This window comes from Aeromonas sp. QDB20, from assembly GCF_027707805.1.
Classification (GTDB): domain Bacteria; phylum Pseudomonadota; class Gammaproteobacteria; order Enterobacterales; family Aeromonadaceae; genus Aeromonas; species Aeromonas dhakensis.
On the sequence record NZ_JAPCJC010000009.1, the window covers coordinates 113,340 to 131,846 of the forward strand.

Below are 18,507 nucleotides of genomic sequence, written 5' to 3' on the forward strand. Positions count from 1 at the left end.
CATCGGTGGCCAGTGCCTTGACCAGCGCGTCCTGTACCGGCTTCAACTCCGAGCTCTGCCCGGTGAACTGGAGGAACGTCACTAAGAAATGCAGCGGCGTGGTGAAGGCTTGCGCCAGCAAGCGGCTCTTGTCGTCGGGTTCGTTCAGTTGCTTACATATTTCCTCCCAGCGCGCCGGAACTAGCATCTTTGTCTGCTGTAGTAACTTGGTGGCAAATGTGAGGTTCTCACCAAACCAATCCACCAAGCTGGGCTTGGCGCGTAAAGTGTGCTCCAACAGTCTAGCTCCGAGAGCTTTTTCGCCTTGCCAACAAAGCCGGTTGGCAACTATTCCCGCACAAAACGGATGTAGCGCAGCGCCTTCGCAAAGCCCTTGCTCACGCTCACTAGGAGAGGACAGTCGCAAAAGCAGCCGCCCAAAACTGCGATGCCACGGCTGAAAACGAACATGGTCCTTAAATCTACCGTGTAGCGTCGTTCGCACCAAACCGCAATCTTGTGACCGCGTAAACTTGGATGGGACGGCCTCCTCACCCAAGCTAACGCTCAATTCGGTAAACCATGCCAGACGGAAGAGGTCGCGGCGCTCCTCCTCAGAACACGGAGTCAGATATTTCTCACGCACATGCCGGTCTGCCGCCGCTTGTTCGACCCGAAACACATTGCTTCCGTCGAGTCGTAGGCCAGCTGCGAGTGCATACTGGAACGTAACCAAGTCAGCGGCGAAAATGTCGTCCCATTCTTTGATGAAGCACGGCGGAGGCACTGGAGCGACATGACCTGACCCACGAATTTGTCGGAAGGTGGATTGGTAAACGCCAATCCAATCTTCGGGCTGGACTGTCACCGGAACGATGGCTGCCCGATGACCGCTCAGGTAATCATGATCCGGCTTCACTGCAGCAGGCCAGCCCATCAATATCATCACGGAGTCACGCCGCTGCGTCTTCCATTGATCGAGCAATGTACAGGCAAGTTTCGAGTGCTCATGCACATTATCGAGAATGAACATCCGCCCCGGTTTTGCCTGAGCCGCCAATTCGCGGGCCGCTTTTTCGGAGTCCGGCTCATCGGCAAGATCGAGGTAAAGTGGTTCGCAGCCTTGGTGATTCCATTCAGCTACCAGATGCAAGCACACGGTCGTCTTCCCGCCGGCGCTTGGCCCTTCCAGCCACACACAGCCATCGTGACGAAGCTGCCGCAAGGCCACCTCCACGACTTGAGCGCGATGGACCGCGCCGGTCCTAAACTCCTCTGCTGTGAATCGGAAGTCGCCTCGGCTATCAGCCATCACACTACCGCCTGATGTGGCCGGCGCGCGATACTGGAAGAAGCTGTCGGTTAAACGCAGGAACTCGATGATGGGTTCAGCCGGAGGCAAAACCACAGCCGCGACAGCAGGAGTTGCAACAGCATCGGGTGAAAGCGAACGAAGATAGTCGGGCAACTTATCATACGAATCGCCAAACGAGACGGCGCAGATATTTAGCTGAAACTTGTCGAAATGCGCCTGGAACTGCTCCCGCTGGTCGCTACGCACGAGGCAAAAGTCCCAAAGGTCTGCATCACGCGCTCGTTTTCCGTAACGTTCCAACAAGAGGCCAAAGTCTGGATCGTTGAGCCCGTTGACACCACAGCCCACGTAAAGCCACGTAGTCATACGCCAGATCGTCGCGAGTTCGTCTCGGTATCTCTCATCGCGAGCAATCTCTTGATACGAGTTCCAGTCCAGAATCACCGTAGCTGGCTGCCGCCAGTAACCGTGTAGGTAAATGACCTTATCCGGTTCTCTATTCCGCGCGGCGCGTAGGAAGGCATCAGGATCTTTCCAAGTAACAGGCTTGAGCGTCCCGGCATCGTCCAAAAGGAGGCCGTCGTAGTTGGTTGTCGCCAACAAATTCCCTTTTGCCCGCAGTGCCTCCAAAGCATCAAGAGTCTTGCGGTCATGAGCTTTGATTGTCCCGATAGTCTGGGCAAGCCACTCCTCAAAGTGTTTTGACTCGACGCCACCCATTAGGCTAGTCACGTCTTCTGCTGCCGAAACGAAATGATGGGTGCCGCCACGTGTTTTGATTAGTCTAAGGTGAGACTCCACCTCTTCCTGTGCCATGTGATTGTGCTGTTTAAGCCACGCTAGTCCGCTCTCAAGCAGCCCCGCCCAAGAAGCTTGTGGATGAGGTCTCCCGCTCGAAGCATCCATACTCGCAGACATTGAGATGCCAGTGCCGACAACGATGACAGCACCACCGCGCGCGATGACCTTTCGCAGAATATCTTCAGGATTTGGAGGATGTGGTGGCATTATGACATGTTCCCGAGATATGGATTGTCGTTTGGCTATTTTAAGGGGACTGATTGAGACATGGAAAGAGTATGTTGATAGAAATCTGAGCTGGTTCAATCAATTAGTGAATACTCTTGCTTAGGTGGGCTGTTGGGTGAACGGAAGTTCCCCTCACCCTGACCCTCCCCCAAGGGGAGAGAGGACAAAGACGCTGGGAGCGGCAACAAGCAGGAAATAGAAAGGGAGCCTGTCAGGCTCCCTTTTCTGCAGACACGGCCAATGGTATTTGACCCATGCCGCCCCTTATCGATTGGTCGCGGCCTTCATCCCTTCCACAAACTCTTTCAGACGGGTCAGCATATGCTCCGGGTTCTGGTGGTGGGTCTCGATGATCTTCACCACGGCGGAGCCGGAGATGGCGCCAGCGGCGCCAGCCTTGATCGCTTCACGCACCTGAGCTGGCTCGCTGATGCCAAAGCCGAGCAGGGCGGGGGGCGCATTGAACTCGCGCAGGGTATTGATGAGACCTTCCACCGGCATGCCGGCCTTGGTTTCGGCGCCGGTCACCCCGGCGCGGCTCACCAGATAGGTGTAGCCATTGCCGAGCTCCGCCACCTGCTGCAGGGTTTCGGCGTCGCCATTGGGCGGGGCGATAAAGATGCTGTCGATACCGAACTTGTCGGCGGCCGCCTTGTAGGGGGCGCACATCTGCACCGGTACGTCGGCGACCAGCACCGAGTCCACGCCGGCCTGCTGGCACTTCTCGTAGAAGCCGTCAATTTTGCGCACATAGACCAGGTTGGCGTAGACCAGCAGGCCAATGGGCAGCTGCGGGTACTTGGCGCGGATGCGGCCGAGCAGCTCGAAACAGTCGTCCGGGGTGGTGTGGCTGGCAAAGGCGCGCAGGGCGGCGCCCTGAATGGTGGGGCCGTCCGCCACCGGATCGGAGAAGGGAATGCCGAGCTCGAGGGCATCGGCGCCCCCTGCGACCAGCGCATCGACGATGGCCAGCGACAATTCGGGAGTGGGGTCACCCAGCATCACGAACGGCACAAAGGCGCCCTGATTGGCCGCGTCCAGACGGGAGAAGAGTTGTGCGTAACGGTTCATGACAAGGTTCCTTCTTTTTCAAAGATGTCAGCGACGGTGAAGATGTCTTTGTCGCCACGGCCGGAGAGGTTGACGATGAGCACCTGCTCTTTTTCCGGTTCACTGCGGGCCATCTTGAGGGCATGAGCCAGGGCGTGGGAGGACTCCAGCGCGGGTATGATGCCTTCGGATTTGGCCAGCTCCTGGAAGGCGTCCAGCGCCTCCTTGTCGGTCACCGAGGGGTACTCGGCGCGGCCGATGGCGGCCAGATGGGCGTGCTGCGGGCCGACGGAGGGGAAATCCAGCCCTGCCGAGACGGAGTAGGACTCCTGGATTTGGCCCTGAGTGTCCTGCATCAGGTAGGAGTGCATGCCAAAGAAGACCCCCTTGCTGCCGTGACCGAGCGGCGCACCGTGCTCGCCGCTCTCGATGCCGTGACCACCCGGCTCGACGCCGATAAGGCGTACCGATGGCTCATCGATAAAGTCGGCAAACATGCCGATGGCATTGGACCCGCCGCCGACGCAGGCGATCACCGCGTCGGGCAGTCGCTCTTCCTTCTCGAAGCACTGGGCCTTGGCCTCTTCGCCGATCATCTTCTGGAACTCACGCACGATGGTGGGGAAGGGGTGCGGGCCGGCGGCGGTGCCGAGCAGGTAGTGGGCCGACTCGTAGTTGGCGGCCCAGTCGCGCAGCGCCTCGTTGCAGGCATCTTTCAGGGTGCTGGAGCCGGAGTGCACCGGGATCACGGTGGCGCCCATCAGCTTCATGCGAAATACGTTCGGCTTCTGGCGCTCGCAATCCTTGGCGCCCATATAGACCCGGCACTTGAGGCCGAGCAGGGCGCAGGCCAGCGCGGTAGCGACGCCATGCTGACCGGCACCGGTCTCGGCGATGATCTCGCTCTTGCCCATCCGCTTGGCCAGCAGCGCCTGACCCAGCACCTGGTTGGTCTTGTGGGCGCCGCCGTGCAGCAGGTCTTCACGCTTCAGATAGAGGCGGGTCTTGGTGCCCTTGGTCAGGTTGCGAGTCAGGGTGAGCGGGGTCGGGCGACCGGCATACTCGGTCAGCAGGGTCTGAAACTCGGCGATAAAGGCCGGATCATCCTTGGCGTCGACGAAGGCCTTCTCCAGCTGGAGCAGGGCGGGGATGAGGATCTGGGGCACGTACATGCCGCCAAATTCACCAAAAAACGGGTTGAGCAGGGTCATGGTTTCTTCCTTATACCTTGAGTCGAAAACGAAACATCAATTACGAAACAGCTATTCAGTGGTCGCCTCACAGGGAGCGCTTACAGTTGGCGCAGGGCGGCAAAGGCGGCCGCCAGCTTGTGTGCATCCTTTTGGCCCGGGGCACTCTCCACCCCGGAGTTGAAATCAAGGCCGAGGCAGTCAACTTGCGCCGCCTGCAGGGCATTGTCGGGGTTGAGCCCCCCTGCCAGCATTACTTTGCTCTTGTCGAGATTGGCCAGCAGAGCCCAGTCGAACGCCTGACCTGTGCCACCGCTCTGGTTGCCCACTTTCGTATCCAGCAGCAGGCGATCCGCCGGGTAGTCGAGGGCGGGCAGCGGTTCGCCACTTGTAACTCCTACTGCTTTCCAGATCTGGCAGCCAGCTGGCAGCAGCGCGCGCAGTCCCTCGATATAGGCGGCATCCTCATCGCCATGGAGCTGCACCGCGGCGAGCCCCAGCGCCTCCACCGTCTTGACGAGGGTGGCGGGCTGGGCATTGCGAAATACCCCGACATAGGCGAGCGGCGCGCCCGCCATCACGGCGCGGGCGGCGGGAATGTCCACGTAGCGCGGGCTTTTGGCCACAAAGATAAGACCCCCGAATACCGCGCCCGCCTGATGGGCGGCGGCGGCATCCTCGGCGCGGGTCAGGCCGCACACCTTGTTCTGGCCCAGAGTGAGCTTGCGCACTGCCGCCTCCAGATCCGGCTCGGCCATCAGGGATGAGCCCACCAGAAAGCCCTTGGCGTGGTGGCGCAGATCCGCCACCTGGGCGCGGTGATTGATGCCGGACTCGCTGATCACTACCCGATCGCTCGGGATATCTTTAGCCAGCTGTTTGGTGCGGGCAAGATCGACGCTCAAATCGCGCAGATCCCGGTTGTTGATGCCGATCACCGGTGCCCCCAGGGCGATGGCGCGGGTCAGCTCCTCCTCGTTGCTCACCTCGGTGAGCACGCCCAGACCCAGCTCTTTGGCCACCGCGAACAGGGCGCGATAGCCCTCGTCGGTGAGCACCGAGAGCATCAGCAGGATGGCGTCCGCCTGATAGTGGCGGGCCAGATAGACCTGGTAGGGGTCAATCATGAAATCCTTGCAGAGCACCGGCTGGCTGACGCGGCTGCGCACCCGCGGCAAAAAGGCGAAATCCCCCTGAAAGAACTTCTCGTCGGTCAGCACCGAGATGGCGGTGGCGTATTTGCCATAGATGTCGGCGATGGCCTCCGGGCTGAAGTCATCGCGGATCAAGCCCTTGGACGGGGAGGCCTTCTTGCACTCCAGAATGAAGCGGGTGGAGCCTGCCTTGAGCGCCCCGACGAAATCCCGATCGCTTGGGGTCAGTGCACTCTGGAAGCTCTCCAGCGGCTGGGCCAGCTTGCGGGCGGCGACCCACTCCTGCTTGGCCGCCACGATCTTGCCGAGAATGGTCTGGCTGATGGAGGCCATGTTCAGAAAAGCATGGGGGGCAATAAGGTCTGACATCTCGTTATCCTTGCGAAGCTGGTTATTGCCGGTTGGGCGTTCTGAATGACTGCTGTGCGACATGGTGGCTGACATCATGCCTCCTGATGGCCTGTTTCCTGATGACTCAGGGTGGCGAGGCGAGCGGCGAGCTCCGCCGTCTTGCCGCTTGCCAGCACCGCCAGCACCTGGGCCGCCGCGCTCTTGAGATCCTTCGCCTTGCCTGCCATCAGCAGCAGCGGCGCCACGTTGGCGGCGATGGCGGCGTTGTGGGCCGGGGTACCACGCCCTTCCAGAATGGCGGCGGTGATGGCGCGGTTCTCTTCAGGCTCTCCGCCCTGAATGGCGCTGACCGGATAGGTCTCGAGACCAAAGTCAGCCGGGGTTAACAGAAATTCGCGGATCTCGCCGTCACGGATCTGGGCCACCTGGGTCGGGCCGTGGATGGCAATTTCATCCAGCCCGGCGCCGTGCACCACCATACCGGTTTTCAGCCCCAGTGCCAGCAGGGTTTCGGCGATGGGGCGCACCAGCTCGGGGGCATAGACCCCCATCAGCTGATAGGTGGGGCGAGCGGGGTTGATAAGCGGCCCCAGCACATTGAACAGGGTGCGGGTCTTGAGGGCCTGGCGCACCGGCATGGCGTGGCGCACGCCAGCGTGATACTGGGGGGCGAACAAAAAGCAGATGCCGAGCTCGTCCAGGCAGCGGCGCGCCTGCGCCGGGCTCATGTCGAGCTTGATGCCCATCTTGTCCAGCAGATCGCTCGAACCCGACTTGCTCGAGACCGAGCGGTTGCCGTGCTTGGCCACTTTCAGGCCGCAGGCGGCAGCGACCAGCGCCGAGGTGGTGGAGACGTTGATGGTGTTGAGGCCATCGCCACCGGTGCCGACGATGTCGCAAAATTCATAGTCCGGACGCGGGAAGTCGCGCGCTTCCGCCAAGAGGGCCTCGGCGGCGCCGGCGATCTCCTCCGGGGTCTCCCCCTTGATCTTGAGGGCGGTCAACAGACTGGCGAGCACGATGGGATCCACTTCGCCACGTACCACCTGGCCGAAGGCGTCGCGGGTACTTTCACGGCTCAGAGACTGACCCTGATAGAGGGTGTTGAGATGATGATGCATAGGGTCTTCCTTACCGCGCGCCGCGTGTCGAAAAAATGCTTTCTGGACGGGTGATATGGGCGAGCGCCTGAGTGAGCAGACGGGCCCCTTCCGAGGTCATGATGGATTCCGGGTGGAACTGGAAACCCAGCACCCGCTCATCCTGCTGCTCGATGGCCATGGGCATGCCCTGATAGTGGGCAATCACCGTCAGCTCTTCCGGTACATAGGTGGCGACCAGCGAGTGGTAGCGGGCCACCGGCAAGGGGCTTTGCAGCCCCGCGAAGGCGCCGTGGCCGTTGTGCTCAATCAGGGAACGCTTGCCGTGGACGATCTCGCCCGCCGCGCCGACGGTGCCGCCGTAGGCTTCGCACAGGGCCTGATGGCCGAGACAGATACCGAGGATGGGCACCTGACCGCGGGCCAGCTTGATCAAATCAATCAGGCAACCCGCTTCATGGGGAGCGCCCGGGCCCGGCGAGAGCACCAGCACCGCATCCCCTTCGCAGGCAGCGATCTCGCTCATGATGCGGCTCGCCGGCAGGCTGTTGCGGTAGATCCGCACCGGATAACCGAGGGAGCGGAACTGGTCGACGAGGTTGTAAGTAAATGAGTCGAAGTTGTCGAGCAGGAAGATATTAGTCATGGCTCACGTCCTTATGTTGCTCCTGCTGGGCGCTCAAGGCTTGCAGGGAGGTGCCATGGCTGGCTGCGATGGCGGCCAGCACGGCCGCCGCCTTGGCGCGGGTTTCGTCCGCTTCGGCTTGCGGCTTGGAGTCATAGACCACCCCGGCACCGGCCTGCACATGGGCCACGCCCTCTTTCACGAAAGCGGAGCGGATGACGATACAGGTATCCATCTCGCCGGCGCCGTTGATGTAGCCGACCGCGCCGCCGTAGCTGCCGCGGCGCTTGCCTTCCACCATGCGAATCAGCTCGCTGGCGCGGATTTTGGGGGCGCCGGTGAGAGTGCCCATGTTCATGCAGGCCTGATAGGCGTGCAGGGCGTCAAGGTCGGAGCGCAGGGTGCCGACCACCTTGGAGACCAGGTGCATCACGTGGCTGTAGCGATCCACTTTCAGCAGCTCCTTGACGTAGCGGGTGCCGGGCTCCGAGATGCGGGCGATGTCGTTGCGGCCCAGATCCACCAGCATCAGGTGTTCGGCCACCTCTTTTTCGTCCTGACGCAGTTCCAGCTCGATACGGCCGTCGAGATCCCGGTTGATGCTGCCATCCGGGTTGAAGCCGCGGCGGCGGGTACCGGCGATGGGGTACATCTCCACGTCGCGGCTGGTGGCGCAGAATTTCACCGCGCTCTCCGGCGAGGCGCCAAACAGGGTGAAGCCCTCGTCCTGCACGTAGAACATGTAGGGGCTGGGGTTGGTCTGCTTGAGGCGGCGATAGGCGGCGACGGGGCTGGGGCAGGGCAGGGAGAAGCAGCGTGACGGCACCACCTGGAAGATGTCGCCACGGCGAATGAAGCCCTTGAGCTTCTCCACCTCGGCGCAGAACTGCTTGTCGCTTTTGTCCACGCTCATGCCGCCGGCTAGGGCCGGTGTGGCCGGTGCCTGCGCGGGGGCTTGCTGGCAGGCGTGCTTGAACTGGGCGAGGCGCTCGCTCAGGCGGTGGTATCTGTCTTCCACCCGGCTCTCGTCGCTGTCACCGCCGAAGATGCAGGCGAGCAGCGCAGTGGAGCGCGCGATGTGGTCGATGGTGATCAGGGTCTCGGCCACGTAGAAGCAGTAGTCGGGGCAGTCGTTGCTTCCCTCTGGCACTTCGGGCAGATCTTCAAAGGAGGCGATGAGGTCGTAGGCGAAGCTGCCGGCCATGAAGAGTGCCTCTTTGCCGAGCTGGCAATCAAGCTCCCGCTGCAGGGTGCGCAGCACGTCCAGCACGCTGATCCCCTTGAGACGGCTGTCTTCGTCCTGCTCCCGATCAGAGGCCGGGAAGTCGAGCTGCAACTCGCCGGCCACCAGGCTCTGGGCAACGGCGGCGGGCAGGCGCTCGGCCAGCAGGCTCTGCAGCTGGGCGCCGTTGTCGTTGAGGCTGCGCACCCGCACGGTGCGGCCACGGCACTCGATGCGCAGGCAGGCGTCCACCAGCAGCAGGCTTTGTTTGCCCGCCTTGGAGTCGATCTCCACCGATTCCAGCAGCAGGTTGTTGGGGCGACCCTGGCAGAGCTCGCTGTAGAGTGCCAGCGGATCGGCCACATAGGGGGCGTTGAGGGTGAGGGTATCGAATTCACCCAGAGGAAGGCGATGGCTGGCTGTCATAGTGCGTTCCCTTGCGTGTGATGTTGTTTACCGATGTTCATGACGTTGAATTCCTTGAAAATTTAATGGGTCTGGGGTGGCTGGTTCAGAGGCGCCATCGCCAGGTCAGCTTGCTTGTCTGAATTCTCGGTTTCATCACAGGTCCATTTGCCGGATAATAAAAAAGCCCGCTGGGGTCAGCGGGCTTTTTCTTTGGGTTCTTTATTTGCTGTCAGATTTACAGGTACAGCAACGACCACACGCCCGCATGTCAGGGAGTGTGCCACCACCAGATGGTCAGGATGGAAGTCGTTTGCATGATAAAGTCCTGTAAAAAGATGTTTGCAATGAAGTGCCTACAGAAAACGATAAAGCCGCGGCCAAGTCAAGTCGCTTTTTAGCCTTCTTTCACCGAATGTGTACCCATGGTGACCTGACCACGAGAGCGGAATAATCTGATGAGATTCGATCTACACTGCCATACCACGGCCTCGGATGGGGTGCTGAGCCCCGCCGAACTGGTGCGCCGCGCCGCCGAAAAACAGGTCGAGTTGTTAGCGGTTACTGACCACGATACCCTTGCCGGGCTTGATGAGGTTCGCCGCACCATCGAGAATGAGCAACTGCCGCTGCGGCTGGTGAGCGGGGTCGAGATCTCCACCGGCTGGGAGCATCACGAGATCCATATCGTGGCGCTGGGGGTGGATGAAAAAAATGTGGCGCTCACCGATTTTCTGGTCGGCCAACAGGCTCGCCGCGAAGCACGCGCCCAGGAAATAGGGCGTCGTCTGGAGAAGTGTCTCATTCCCGGCACCTATGAAGAGGCCAAGCAGCTGGCCGGTGATGCGGCCGTGACCCGGGCCCACTTTGCCCGGGTGCTGGTGGCGCGCGGGGTGGCCGACAACATGCAGAAGATATTCAAGAAGTACCTGAGCCGGGGCAACAAGGGCTATGTGCCGGCCGAGTGGCCCGAGATGGGCGAGGCGATCGACGCCATTCACGGCGCCGGTGGCCTGGCTGTGCTGGCCCACCCGAGCCGCTACGATCTCACCGCCAAGTGGATCAAGCGGCTGCTGGTGGCCTTCAAGGCGGCCGGAGGGGATGCCATGGAGGTCTCGCTGCCCCAGCAGAGCCCGCAGGAGCGGGCGAATCTCGGCCAGTGGGCCAAAGAGCACGACCTCTACATCTCGGTAGGATCGGATTTTCACTTCCCCTCCAACTGGACCGAGCTGGGCCGCCACCTCTGGTTGCCCAAGGAGGGGATGCCGGTATGGTTGGCGTATCCCGGCCACTTTGGGCTTACCACCGAGCAACACGCAGAGTTGCTGGCGAGCCGGTAACAGCATTTGCGAAATAGGGAACACACCGGACAAGAGGGTATGGCCATATTTATGGCTGGCGTATCCCGGTCACTTCGGGCTTACCACTGAGCAACATGCAGAGTTGCTGGCGAGTCGGTAACCGCCCCGGTATTGCAGGCGCCAACGGGTGCCAAACAGAGTAAGGTAGTGTCGTGAAGCCCGGCTTCGCGGCCATCAAGCGGGCAGAGATTGCTGCCCCCATTGCGAGAACGAGTCATGAGTCAGCACTTTTACGTACACCCGGAAAACCCCCAGGCCCGTCTGATCAGCCAGGCGGTGCAGATCATCCAGAATGGCGGCGTCATCGTCTATCCCACCGATTCGGGTTATGCGCTGGGTTGCCAGATGGGTGACAAGGGCGCGCTGGAGCGCATCTGCCGCATCCGCCGCATCGATCCCAACCACGACTTCACCCTGGTGTGCCGCGATCTCTCCGAGATCTCCACCTACGCCAAGGTGGACAACAGTGCGTTTCGCCTGATCAAGAACAACACCCCTGGCCCTTACACCTTCATCTTCAAGGCCACCAAAGAGGTGCCGCGCCGCCTGATGAACGAGAAGAAGAAGAGCATCGGCATCCGGGTACCGGACAACAAGATTGCCCAGGCGCTGCTGGAGGCCCTCGGTGAGCCGCTGCTCTCCACCACCCTGATCCTGCCGGAATCTGACATGGCGGAGTTTGACCCGGAGGAGATCTTCGACAAGCTGGGCAAACAGCTGGATCTGGTGGTCAACGGCGGTTATCTGGGCGAGCAGCCCACTACCGTGGTGGACTTCTCCGACGACGAACCCGTGCTGCGCCGACGCGGTGCCGGGGATCCGACCCCGTTTGAGTGATACGGTCGAACCGGTCGCCATGACGGCCGCCCAACCGCCCGCCGAGGCTGGCGAGGGGGCACCGTCGGCGCTCTCTCCCATCGCCCGGGTGCTGGGGCAGCCCTACCATGAGCTGCCCCAGGACTTGTTTATCCCACCCGATGCGCTGGAGGTGTTTCTCGATACCTTCGAGGGGCCGCTCGATCTCTTGCTCTACCTCATCCGGCGTCAGCAGCTCGACATCCTCAACCTGCCGATCCTGCAGATCACCGCCCAGTACATGGAGTACGTGGAGCTGATGCAGGGGCTCAATCTGGAGCTGGCGGCCGAGTACCTGCTGATGGCGGCCTGGCTGGCGGAGATCAAATCCCGCATGCTGCTGCCCAAGGCGCCGGAGCTGGAGGACGAAGAGGAGGGGGAAGACCCCCGTGTCACCCTCATCCGCCGGCTGCAGGAGTACGAGCGCTTCAAGGTGGGGGCGGAGCGGGTCAACGAGTTGCCGCGGCTGGAGCGGGAGATCTTTGTCGCCAGCGCCATGGCGCCGGATTTTGGTGATCTCAAACCACTGGCGCCCGATGTTTCGCTGGTTGAGCTCGCCCTTTACATGCAAAGTGTGGTAAAACGCGCGACTCATTTTGAACATCACCAGATCCGCCGCGAGCAGATCCCGACCCGGGTGCGCATGGCGGAGATCCTCGCCATGCTCTCGCTAGGCCAGACCCTGCGCCTGGAACAGGTGCTGCGCGCCGAAGAGGGGCGCATGGGGGTACTGGTGACGTTTCTGGCGCTGCTGGAGCTGTGCAAGGAACAACTGATCTGGATCCTGCAGGCGGAACCCCTGGGGCCCATTCACTTTGCCTTGGCCAGCCAGCATGAGGAGAGCGAGCGTGGCGCTGCCCACTGAACGGCTGCGGCCGATAATGCGAGGAGCGAACCATGGCGCTGCCGGCTGAACGACTCAAGACGCTGATCGAAGCGGCGCTGTTCGTTGCCGGGCGCCCGCTCAACGTCAGCGAGCTCAAGAGCAGCGTGCTGGCGGACTACCCGGTCACCAGCCGCTACGTGCAGCTGTTGCTGGCGGAGCTCAAACAGGATTACAGCGAGCGGGGAGTGGAGCTCAAGGAGGTCGCCTCCGGCTGGCGCTTTCAGGCCCGCCAGGAGTACGCGGAGGAGCTCTCGAGGCTCTGGAGCGAGCGGGCCCCGCGCTATTCGCGCGCCGTGATGGAGACGCTGACGTTGATCGCCTATCGTCAGCCCATCACCCGGGCCGAGATCGAAGCCATCCGCGGGGTGGCGGTCTCGAGCCAGATAGTGAATACCCTGAAAGAACGTGGCTGGGTGCGCAGCATAGGTCACAAGGAGGTAGTGGGTCGCCCGGAGCTGCTCGCCACCACCCGAGAATTTCTGGATTATTTTAATCTGCAGAGTCTGGAGCAGCTCCCCGAGCTTGATCCCGAACTGCAACCCTCGTTGTCCACTCTGACGTTGGCAGAGACGGGCAGCGATCAACAATCAGGTAACCCCGATGAGTGAAAAACTGCAAAAAGTGTTGGCCCGCGCGGGTCACGGCTCCCGTCGTGAGATGGAGGCCCTGATCACCGCAGGTCGGGTCAGCGTGGATGGCAAGGTCGCCACGCTGGGGGATCGCGTCGAAGTGAACGCCGTGATCCGGGTGGATGGTCACCAGGTCAAGACCCGCGCCGCAGAGGAAGTGATCTGCCGCGTGCTGGCTTACCACAAGCCGGAAGGGGAGATGTGTACCCGTCACGATCCGGAAGGTCGTCCCACCGTGTTTGATCGTCTGCCCAAGATGGAAGGGGCCCGCTGGATCGCGGTCGGCCGCCTCGACGTCAACACCTCCGGTCTCTTGCTGTTCACCACCGATGGCGAGCTGGCCAACCGGCTGATGCACCCGAGCCACGAAGTGGAGCGGGAATACGCGGTGCGCGTGTTTGGCGAGATCACAGAAGCCATGCTGCAGCGCCTGCGCAAGGGCGTGCAGCTGGAAGATGGCATGGCCAAGTTCAACAAGATCAAGCCGGCCGGCGGTGAAGGTCTGAACCAGTGGTTCAACGTTACCCTGACCGAGGGTCGCAACCGTGAAGTGCGCCGCCTGTGGGAGTCCCAGGAAGTGCAGGTGAGCCGCCTGATGCGTATTCGCTACGGCGACGTCAAGCTGGATCGCGGCATTCCGCGCGGCGGCTGGCAGGAGCTGAAACTGCCCGAGGTGAACTACCTGCGCGGCCTGGTCAACCTGCCGCCGGAGACCGAGTCCAAGGTCGATCTGCAGCAGGATGGCAAGGCCAGCCGCCACAAGCAGGCCGCCCAGATCCGTCGCGCCGTCAAGCGTCACAAGGAGATGCAGGGCAAGGAGCCGCGCGCCCGCGCCACTACCGCCCGTCGCAAGCCGCAAGCCTCGACCCGCAACTCCGGCACCGGCAGCAAGTAAGCGCCGCGTCGCACTGTAAAAGGCCCGCCTCTTCGGCGGGCCTTTTCGTTGGCGCCTGCTGCGTCCGTTATTGTTCAATGTGCAAGATTGCTGAATTAATGGGGTCAGGCAGGCGGCTGGAGGGGGCCGGGGTGGTTGCCCGGCGGGGGCGGGCTTGTTAGCCTTCCGGCACTGACACAGGAGATAATAATGAGCAAGGTACTTGATGAGCTGCTGGCGTTGCTGGCGCTCGAAAAAATCGAGGAGGGCCTGTTTCGGGGCCAGAGCCAGGATCTCGGTCTGCGGGCCGTGTTTGGCGGACAGGTAATGGGGCAGGCCTTGTCAGCCGCCAAGCAGACGGTGGCCAGCGATCGCCAGGTGCACAGCTTCCACTCCTACTTCCTGCGCCCCGGCGATGCCAACCGTCCCATCGTCTACGACGTGGAGAACATCCGCGACGGTCAGACCGTCTCCACCCGCCGGGTCAAGGCCATTCAGGGCGGCAAGCCCATCTTCTATCTCAACGCCTCCTTCCAGGTCGAGGCCGAGGGGTTTGAACACCAGATCGCCATGCCGGCGGGGATCACTCCCCCCGAGCAGCTCAAGAGCGAACTGGAGCTGGTGCGCCCCTACGAGCAGCAGATCCCGCCCGCCCTGCGCGACAAGATCATGTGCGAGAAGCCCATCGAAATTCGCCCGGTGACCCTGGTCGACCCGATCCGCCCCGACGTGCATGAGCCGCTGCGCCACGTCTGGTTCAAGGCCAATGGCCAGATGCCGGACGATCAACGGGTGCACAAATACCTGCTGGCCTACGCCTCCGACTTCCACTTCCTGTTCACCGCCCTGCAGCCCCACGGGGTGTCGTACTGGGAGCCGGACATGCAGGTGGCCACCATAGACCACTCCATGTGGTTCCACCGGGACTTCCGGCTGGACGACTGGTTGCTCTACGTGGTGGACAGCCCGAGCGCCAGCGCCGGTCGTGGCCTGGTGCGCGGCCAGTTCTTCACCCGCGACGGGGTGCTGGTGGCCAGCACGGCGCAGGAGGGGGTGATCCGCCGCCGGGGCAGTAACCCATGAGCAGGCAACATGGCCGAAGAGGAACGCCATGATAGTGTCTGACCTGCGCAGTTTTGCGCAGGTCAGACTTTGGGGCTTTACCCCGACTACCCAAACGGCAGAGGAGAAACATCATGATCATACCCATCCTGCGCAGCTTCGATGAAGGCAAGTTGCGCGCTTTCTACCTCGATTACCTGGGATTTCTCATCGACTGGGAACACAGGTTTGGCCCGGGTATGCCGCTCTACCTGCAGGTCTCACGGGGAGACTGGATCATCCACCTCTCCGAGCATCACGGGGATGCCTGCCCGGGGGCGGCCCTGCGGCTCTCGACCGACAAGCTCGATGCATTGCTGGCCGAGTGGCGGGCGAAGGGTTATGCCTATGCGAACCCCGCCATTGAGACCATGCCCTGGGGCTGCCGCGAGCTACAGGTCCGGGATCCCTTCGGTAACCGGCTGGTGTTTACCGAGCCGCTGCCGCCGGAAGAAAACGCCTAATAAAAAGACGGGAGCCGATGGCTCCCGTCTTTTTATCTGCTTGCACTATCAGGCCGCGTCTTGCTCGGCGCTGAGGGCTGGTTCGCCGCTCTGGGCGAAACGGTCGGCCCACAGGGCGATGACGCCGTCGCCGGTGACGTTGCAGGCGGTACCGAAGCTGTCCTGGGCCAGGTAGAGGGCGATCATCAGGGCGATGGAGGCCTCACCGAACCCCAGCATGGAGGTGAGCAGACCCAGCGCGGACATGACGCCACCACCCGGGGCACCCGGGGCGGCAATCATGATGACGCCCAGCATCATGATGAAGGGCAGCATGGTGCCGATGCCCGGAATGGCCAGATGCTCGGAGAGGAACATCACGGCGGTGGCACAGGTCACCAGGGTGATGGTGGAGCCACACAGGTGAATGGTGGCGCACAGCGGCACGGTGAAGTTGGCGATGCCGGCGCTCACGCCGTTGTTCTTGCTGGCCTGCAGGGCGACCGGGATGGTGGCGGCGCTGGACATGGTGCCAAGGGCGGTGAAGTAGGCCGGCAGCATGTTCTTGATGAGCTGGGCCGGGGAGCGGCCCAAGGCCAGACCGGTGCCAACGAACAGCACGGAGAGCCAGAGCCAGTGCATGATGATGGCCATCACCAGCACCACGCCAAAGGTCTTCAGGGTGGCAAACACGGTGCCTTCCACCGTCATCTCGACGAAGACGCCGGCGATGTAGAACGGCAGCAGCGGGATGATCACCTTGGCCAGCAGGCGGTCGATAATGTCGCGGCCCTGATCGGCGACCCGGCGCAGATCGGTGGCCTGGGTGGCGCTGATGCCGATGCCGAACACGAAGGCGGCGGCCAGTGCCGACATCACCCCGAACAGCGGCGGGATCTCCAGATTGATGTAGGAGGTGAGCTTGATGGCGCTCTCGGCGGTGGACTCGGCGGCGCTGGTCAGACGCGGGATCAGGTTGCTGGCCACGGTAAAGGCGAACAGGCCGGCCAGTATGGTGGAGCAGTAGGAGAGGGCGACCGTCTTGCCCAGCAGCTTGCCGGAGTTCTTCGGCAGGCTGGCGATGCCGCTCATGATGAAGAAGAGAATGATGAGCGGAATGGTGAAGGTGATCAGCTGACCTATGACTGTCTTGGCCGTAAACAGCACGCGTGCGACCCATTCAGGGGCGTAGAGACCGAGCAAGAGACCGGCGAGGATGCCGGCAACCAGTTTGAGGACAAGTTTCATAAGTAAATCCAGGTGTTAGTGTCTGATTTGTTATTTAATTTTGATTTTAATGCCGCTTTTTAACACAAAATCCGCATCATGTCTGTCGTAGGTGCGTTAATGTCGAGTTAAATATTGTTAAATGTGATCATGGTGGTGATAGCCACTGGCCAGGTTATCGCGGAGTGTAGCGGGTGATTAATTTGGTGCGGCCCTTCAGCTGCGAAGCAGCAGGGCGTGCAACCAGCGGCCATCCGTCTGCTCGCTCTCCCAGCACTGCTGCAGTTGCAGCGGCAGCGGGGCGATGAGCCGGCGCAGGCTCTCCTCATCGAGTCGGGAGAGGCGATCTTCGGCTAAGGGAGAGGCGGCTTCAGGCGTGCCGTCGCTGAAGGCCGGCTGGCCACTGGGGTGGGGAAAGGCGCAGTAGAGCGGCCCGGCAGGCTTGAGCAGGCCAGCCAGGTGCGCCAGCGCCTCGCTGAGCTCGCTGGCCGCGAGCAGCGGCAATGCCCCGCGCGCCCAGATGCCGTCATAGGGCACCACGCTGCGCAGCTGATCGATGCGGCAGACACGCACCGGCTGACCGCTGCGCCGCGAGGCTACCCTGGCCTGCGCCAGGCGGGCATCGAAGGCCGTCACCACCAGCCCCTGCTGGCGAAAGAAGCAGAGATCGTCGCCTTCGCCGCAGCCCGCCTCCAGCAGATGGGCACCACAATGGAGCAAGGCCAGAAACTGCTGACGCGCGACTGACAGTGGGTCGACTGAGGGGGTGGCAAGGGGCATCGGCGGGCAATGGGGAGACGAACGGGACATGGCGGGCACTTTTTCGGGGACGCTACTCAGTTTTGGGGGCGTGACTATAGCAAATTTGAGCCAATTTGGCGCCGGGGCGCCAAAGGAAGGGGAGGATACTGGAGAGTATTTGCGCCGGCCAATGGACCCGTGCTGAGCGGCTGTGAGTCAGGTGCGGCGGGTGGCCGGGCCGCCGGACTGGGCGATCAGGGCGAACAGGTTGTCCAGCACAAAGTCGGCCTCCTGGCGCAAGTCGATGCGATCCGGGAAGTGCAGCCAGTTGATGATGTAGCCATCCAGGGTGCAGTGCAGCAGGGTGGCTGCCCGCTGCAGATCCAGCTCCCGCGGCAGCTGGCCGAGGCGCACCGCATTGCCCAGGGTGATCTCCAGATCCCGGAAGAAGTTGTTGGACTGGCTGCGCATGTGCTCGCGCAGTGAGATGGCCTCTCCCTCCAGCGACTCCAGGTTGAACAGTATGGTGAACATCTGCTGATGGGCGGGTTCGGTGCTTATCTTGATGATCACCCCCTTGAGGAAGCTACGCAGCTTGCCGAGGGGGTCGGGCTCCTGCTCGGAGACGCAGGCATCGAGCTGGTGGGAGAGGGGCTGGCAGAGCTCCTCCCAGAGGGAGACGAACAGCTCTTCCTTGTTCTTGAAATGCCAGTAAATGGCGCCCCGGGTCAGCTCGGCGGCCCTGGCGATATCGGTCAGGCTGGTCTTGGCCAGGCCTTGTGAGCAGAACAGACCCAGGGCCGTACTCATGATGTGGCAGCGGGTCTGCTGCGCCTCTTCTTTGGTTCTTCTGGCCATCTCTCTGCGCACCTTGTAAAAGTAAAAAAAGTCACTTACATACATTTATGAATGTATGTATATTGCCTCATCTTTCCAATTTTACCAACCGGGTCCTATAAACCCTGTGGTT

Annotated in this window: 17 protein-coding genes (1 of these 17 cut by a window edge); 7 read left to right on the forward strand and 10 right to left on the reverse strand. The window is 61.9% G+C overall.

Annotated elements, in window-relative coordinates:
- From PG897_RS13135 to PG897_RS13165, 7 genes are all read right to left on the reverse strand, one after another.
- Window positions 1-2,302, reverse strand: the 5' portion of a protein-coding gene (locus PG897_RS13135) for an SIR2 family protein (RefSeq protein WP_442866312.1). 404 nt of this gene lie to the left of the window's left edge; 2,302 of the gene's 2,706 nt are visible here — the first part of the coding sequence; it begins with the start codon at window positions 2,300-2,302; its stop codon lies off the left edge, out of view.
- Window positions 2,303-2,587: 285 nt separating this feature from the next.
- Window positions 2,588-3,394: a tryptophan synthase subunit alpha gene (trpA, locus tag PG897_RS13140; RefSeq protein WP_201883746.1), complete on the reverse strand. Its 807-nt coding sequence runs from the start codon at window positions 3,392-3,394 to the stop codon at window positions 2,588-2,590.
- Window positions 3,391-4,584, reverse strand: a complete 1,194-nt coding sequence (gene trpB, locus PG897_RS13145; RefSeq protein ID WP_011706727.1) for a tryptophan synthase subunit beta — start codon at window positions 4,582-4,584, stop codon at window positions 3,391-3,393. Before trpB ends, trpA begins: the two co-directional genes overlap by 4 nt.
- A gap of 80 nt (window positions 4,585-4,664) precedes the next feature.
- Entirely contained in the window at window positions 4,665-6,161 is a 1,497-nt protein-coding gene (gene trpCF / locus PG897_RS13150) for a bifunctional indole-3-glycerol-phosphate synthase TrpC/phosphoribosylanthranilate isomerase TrpF (RefSeq protein ID WP_201883748.1), read from the reverse strand.
- A complete protein-coding gene (gene trpD, locus PG897_RS13155; protein ID WP_242763232.1) occupies window positions 6,161-7,189 on the reverse strand; it encodes an anthranilate phosphoribosyltransferase in 1,029 nt (342 codons plus the stop codon). The genes trpCF and trpD overlap by 1 nt, the downstream gene beginning before the upstream one ends.
- A 10-nt stretch (window positions 7,190-7,199) precedes the next feature.
- A complete protein-coding gene (locus PG897_RS13160; protein ID WP_076360037.1) occupies window positions 7,200-7,814 on the reverse strand; it encodes an aminodeoxychorismate/anthranilate synthase component II in 615 nt (204 codons plus the stop codon).
- Window positions 7,807-9,441: an anthranilate synthase component 1 gene (locus tag PG897_RS13165; RefSeq protein WP_270829092.1), complete on the reverse strand. Its 1,635-nt coding sequence runs from the start codon at window positions 9,439-9,441 to the stop codon at window positions 7,807-7,809. Before PG897_RS13165 ends, PG897_RS13160 begins: the two co-directional genes overlap by 8 nt.
- 437 nt (window positions 9,442-9,878) lie before the next feature.
- Between PG897_RS13165 and rnm the strand changes: the two genes are divergently transcribed.
- The 7 genes from rnm (at window position 9,879) to PG897_RS13200 (ending at window position 15,590) form a co-directional block, all read left to right on the forward strand.
- The gene (rnm, locus tag PG897_RS13170; protein WP_270829093.1) at window positions 9,879-10,760 is read left to right on the forward strand and encodes an RNase RNM; all 882 of its coding nucleotides are present in this window, start codon (window positions 9,879-9,881) and stop codon (window positions 10,758-10,760) included.
- Between the two features lie 237 nt (window positions 10,761-10,997).
- On the forward strand, window positions 10,998-11,618 hold the full coding sequence (locus PG897_RS13175; RefSeq protein WP_005302891.1) for an L-threonylcarbamoyladenylate synthase: 621 nt from the start codon (window positions 10,998-11,000) through the stop codon (window positions 11,616-11,618).
- Window positions 11,611-12,501, forward strand: a complete 891-nt coding sequence (locus tag PG897_RS13180) for a segregation and condensation protein A (RefSeq protein WP_270829094.1) — start codon at window positions 11,611-11,613, stop codon at window positions 12,499-12,501. The genes PG897_RS13175 and PG897_RS13180 overlap by 8 nt, the downstream gene beginning before the upstream one ends.
- Before the next feature lie 32 nt (window positions 12,502-12,533).
- Entirely contained in the window at window positions 12,534-13,130 is a 597-nt protein-coding gene (scpB, locus tag PG897_RS13185; RefSeq protein ID WP_017780785.1) for an SMC-Scp complex subunit ScpB, read from the forward strand.
- Window positions 13,123-14,046 carry a 23S rRNA pseudouridine(2605) synthase RluB gene (gene rluB / locus PG897_RS13190; RefSeq protein WP_005302885.1) on the forward strand — a complete coding sequence of 308 codons (924 nt, stop codon included), beginning with the start codon at window positions 13,123-13,125 and terminating at the stop codon, window positions 14,044-14,046. The genes scpB and rluB overlap by 8 nt, the downstream gene beginning before the upstream one ends.
- Before the next feature lie 189 nt (window positions 14,047-14,235).
- Window positions 14,236-15,108, forward strand: coding sequence for an acyl-CoA thioesterase II (gene tesB, locus PG897_RS13195; RefSeq protein ID WP_043169769.1), 873 nt, complete (start codon window positions 14,236-14,238; stop codon window positions 15,106-15,108).
- Window positions 15,109-15,221: 113 nt separating this feature from the next.
- Complete coding sequence (locus PG897_RS13200) at window positions 15,222-15,590, forward strand: glyoxalase superfamily protein (protein WP_043169768.1); 369 nt, start codon at window positions 15,222-15,224, stop codon at window positions 15,588-15,590.
- A 48-nt stretch (window positions 15,591-15,638) separates the two neighbouring features.
- On the opposite strand, the gene PG897_RS13205 is transcribed toward PG897_RS13200, so the two are convergent.
- The 3 genes from PG897_RS13205 to PG897_RS13215 all read right to left on the reverse strand — a co-directional run bounded on the left by PG897_RS13205 (window position 15,639) and on the right by PG897_RS13215 (window position 18,395).
- The gene (locus PG897_RS13205; protein ID WP_017786286.1) at window positions 15,639-16,817 is read right to left on the reverse strand and encodes a dicarboxylate/amino acid:cation symporter; all 1,179 of its coding nucleotides are present in this window, start codon (window positions 16,815-16,817) and stop codon (window positions 15,639-15,641) included.
- 195 nt (window positions 16,818-17,012) lie between these two features.
- Window positions 17,013-17,516 carry a class I SAM-dependent methyltransferase gene (locus PG897_RS13210; protein ID WP_043169764.1) on the reverse strand — a complete coding sequence of 168 codons (504 nt, stop codon included), beginning with the start codon at window positions 17,514-17,516 and terminating at the stop codon, window positions 17,013-17,015.
- A gap of 237 nt (window positions 17,517-17,753) precedes the next feature.
- Window positions 17,754-18,395, reverse strand: a complete 642-nt coding sequence (locus tag PG897_RS13215) for a TetR family transcriptional regulator (RefSeq protein ID WP_043169799.1) — start codon at window positions 18,393-18,395, stop codon at window positions 17,754-17,756.
- Between the last annotated feature and the right edge of the window lie 112 nt (window positions 18,396-18,507).

Bases quoted from the DNA above. Each gene is read 5' to 3' on its own strand.
- trpA (WP_201883746.1), bottom strand. From the start codon at position 3,394: ATGAACCGTTACGCACAACTCTTCTCCCGTCTGGACGCGGCCAATCAG.
- trpB (WP_011706727.1), bottom strand. From the start codon at position 4,584: ATGACCCTGCTCAACCCGTTTTTTGGTGAATTTGGCGGCATGTACGTG.
- trpCF (WP_201883748.1), bottom strand. From the start codon at position 6,161: ATGTCAGCCACCATGTCGCACAGCAGTCATTCAGAACGCCCAACCGGC.
- trpD (WP_242763232.1), bottom strand. From the start codon at position 7,189: ATGCATCATCATCTCAACACCCTCTATCAGGGTCAGTCTCTGAGCCGT.
- PG897_RS13160 (WP_076360037.1), bottom strand. From the start codon at position 7,814: ATGACTAATATCTTCCTGCTCGACAACTTCGACTCATTTACTTACAAC.
- PG897_RS13165 (WP_270829092.1), bottom strand. From the start codon at position 9,441: ATGACAGCCAGCCATCGCCTTCCTCTGGGTGAATTCGATACCCTCACC.
- rnm (WP_270829093.1), top strand. From the start codon at position 9,879: ATGAGATTCGATCTACACTGCCATACCACGGCCTCGGATGGGGTGCTG.
- PG897_RS13175 (WP_005302891.1), top strand. From the start codon at position 10,998: ATGAGTCAGCACTTTTACGTACACCCGGAAAACCCCCAGGCCCGTCTG.
- scpB (WP_017780785.1), top strand. From the start codon at position 12,534: ATGGCGCTGCCGGCTGAACGACTCAAGACGCTGATCGAAGCGGCGCTG.
- rluB (WP_005302885.1), top strand. From the start codon at position 13,123: ATGAGTGAAAAACTGCAAAAAGTGTTGGCCCGCGCGGGTCACGGCTCC.
- tesB (WP_043169769.1), top strand. From the start codon at position 14,236: ATGAGCAAGGTACTTGATGAGCTGCTGGCGTTGCTGGCGCTCGAAAAA.
- PG897_RS13200 (WP_043169768.1), top strand. From the start codon at position 15,222: ATGATCATACCCATCCTGCGCAGCTTCGATGAAGGCAAGTTGCGCGCT.
- PG897_RS13205 (WP_017786286.1), bottom strand. From the start codon at position 16,817: ATGAAACTTGTCCTCAAACTGGTTGCCGGCATCCTCGCCGGTCTCTTG.
- PG897_RS13215 (WP_043169799.1), bottom strand. From the start codon at position 18,395: ATGGCCAGAAGAACCAAAGAAGAGGCGCAGCAGACCCGCTGCCACATC.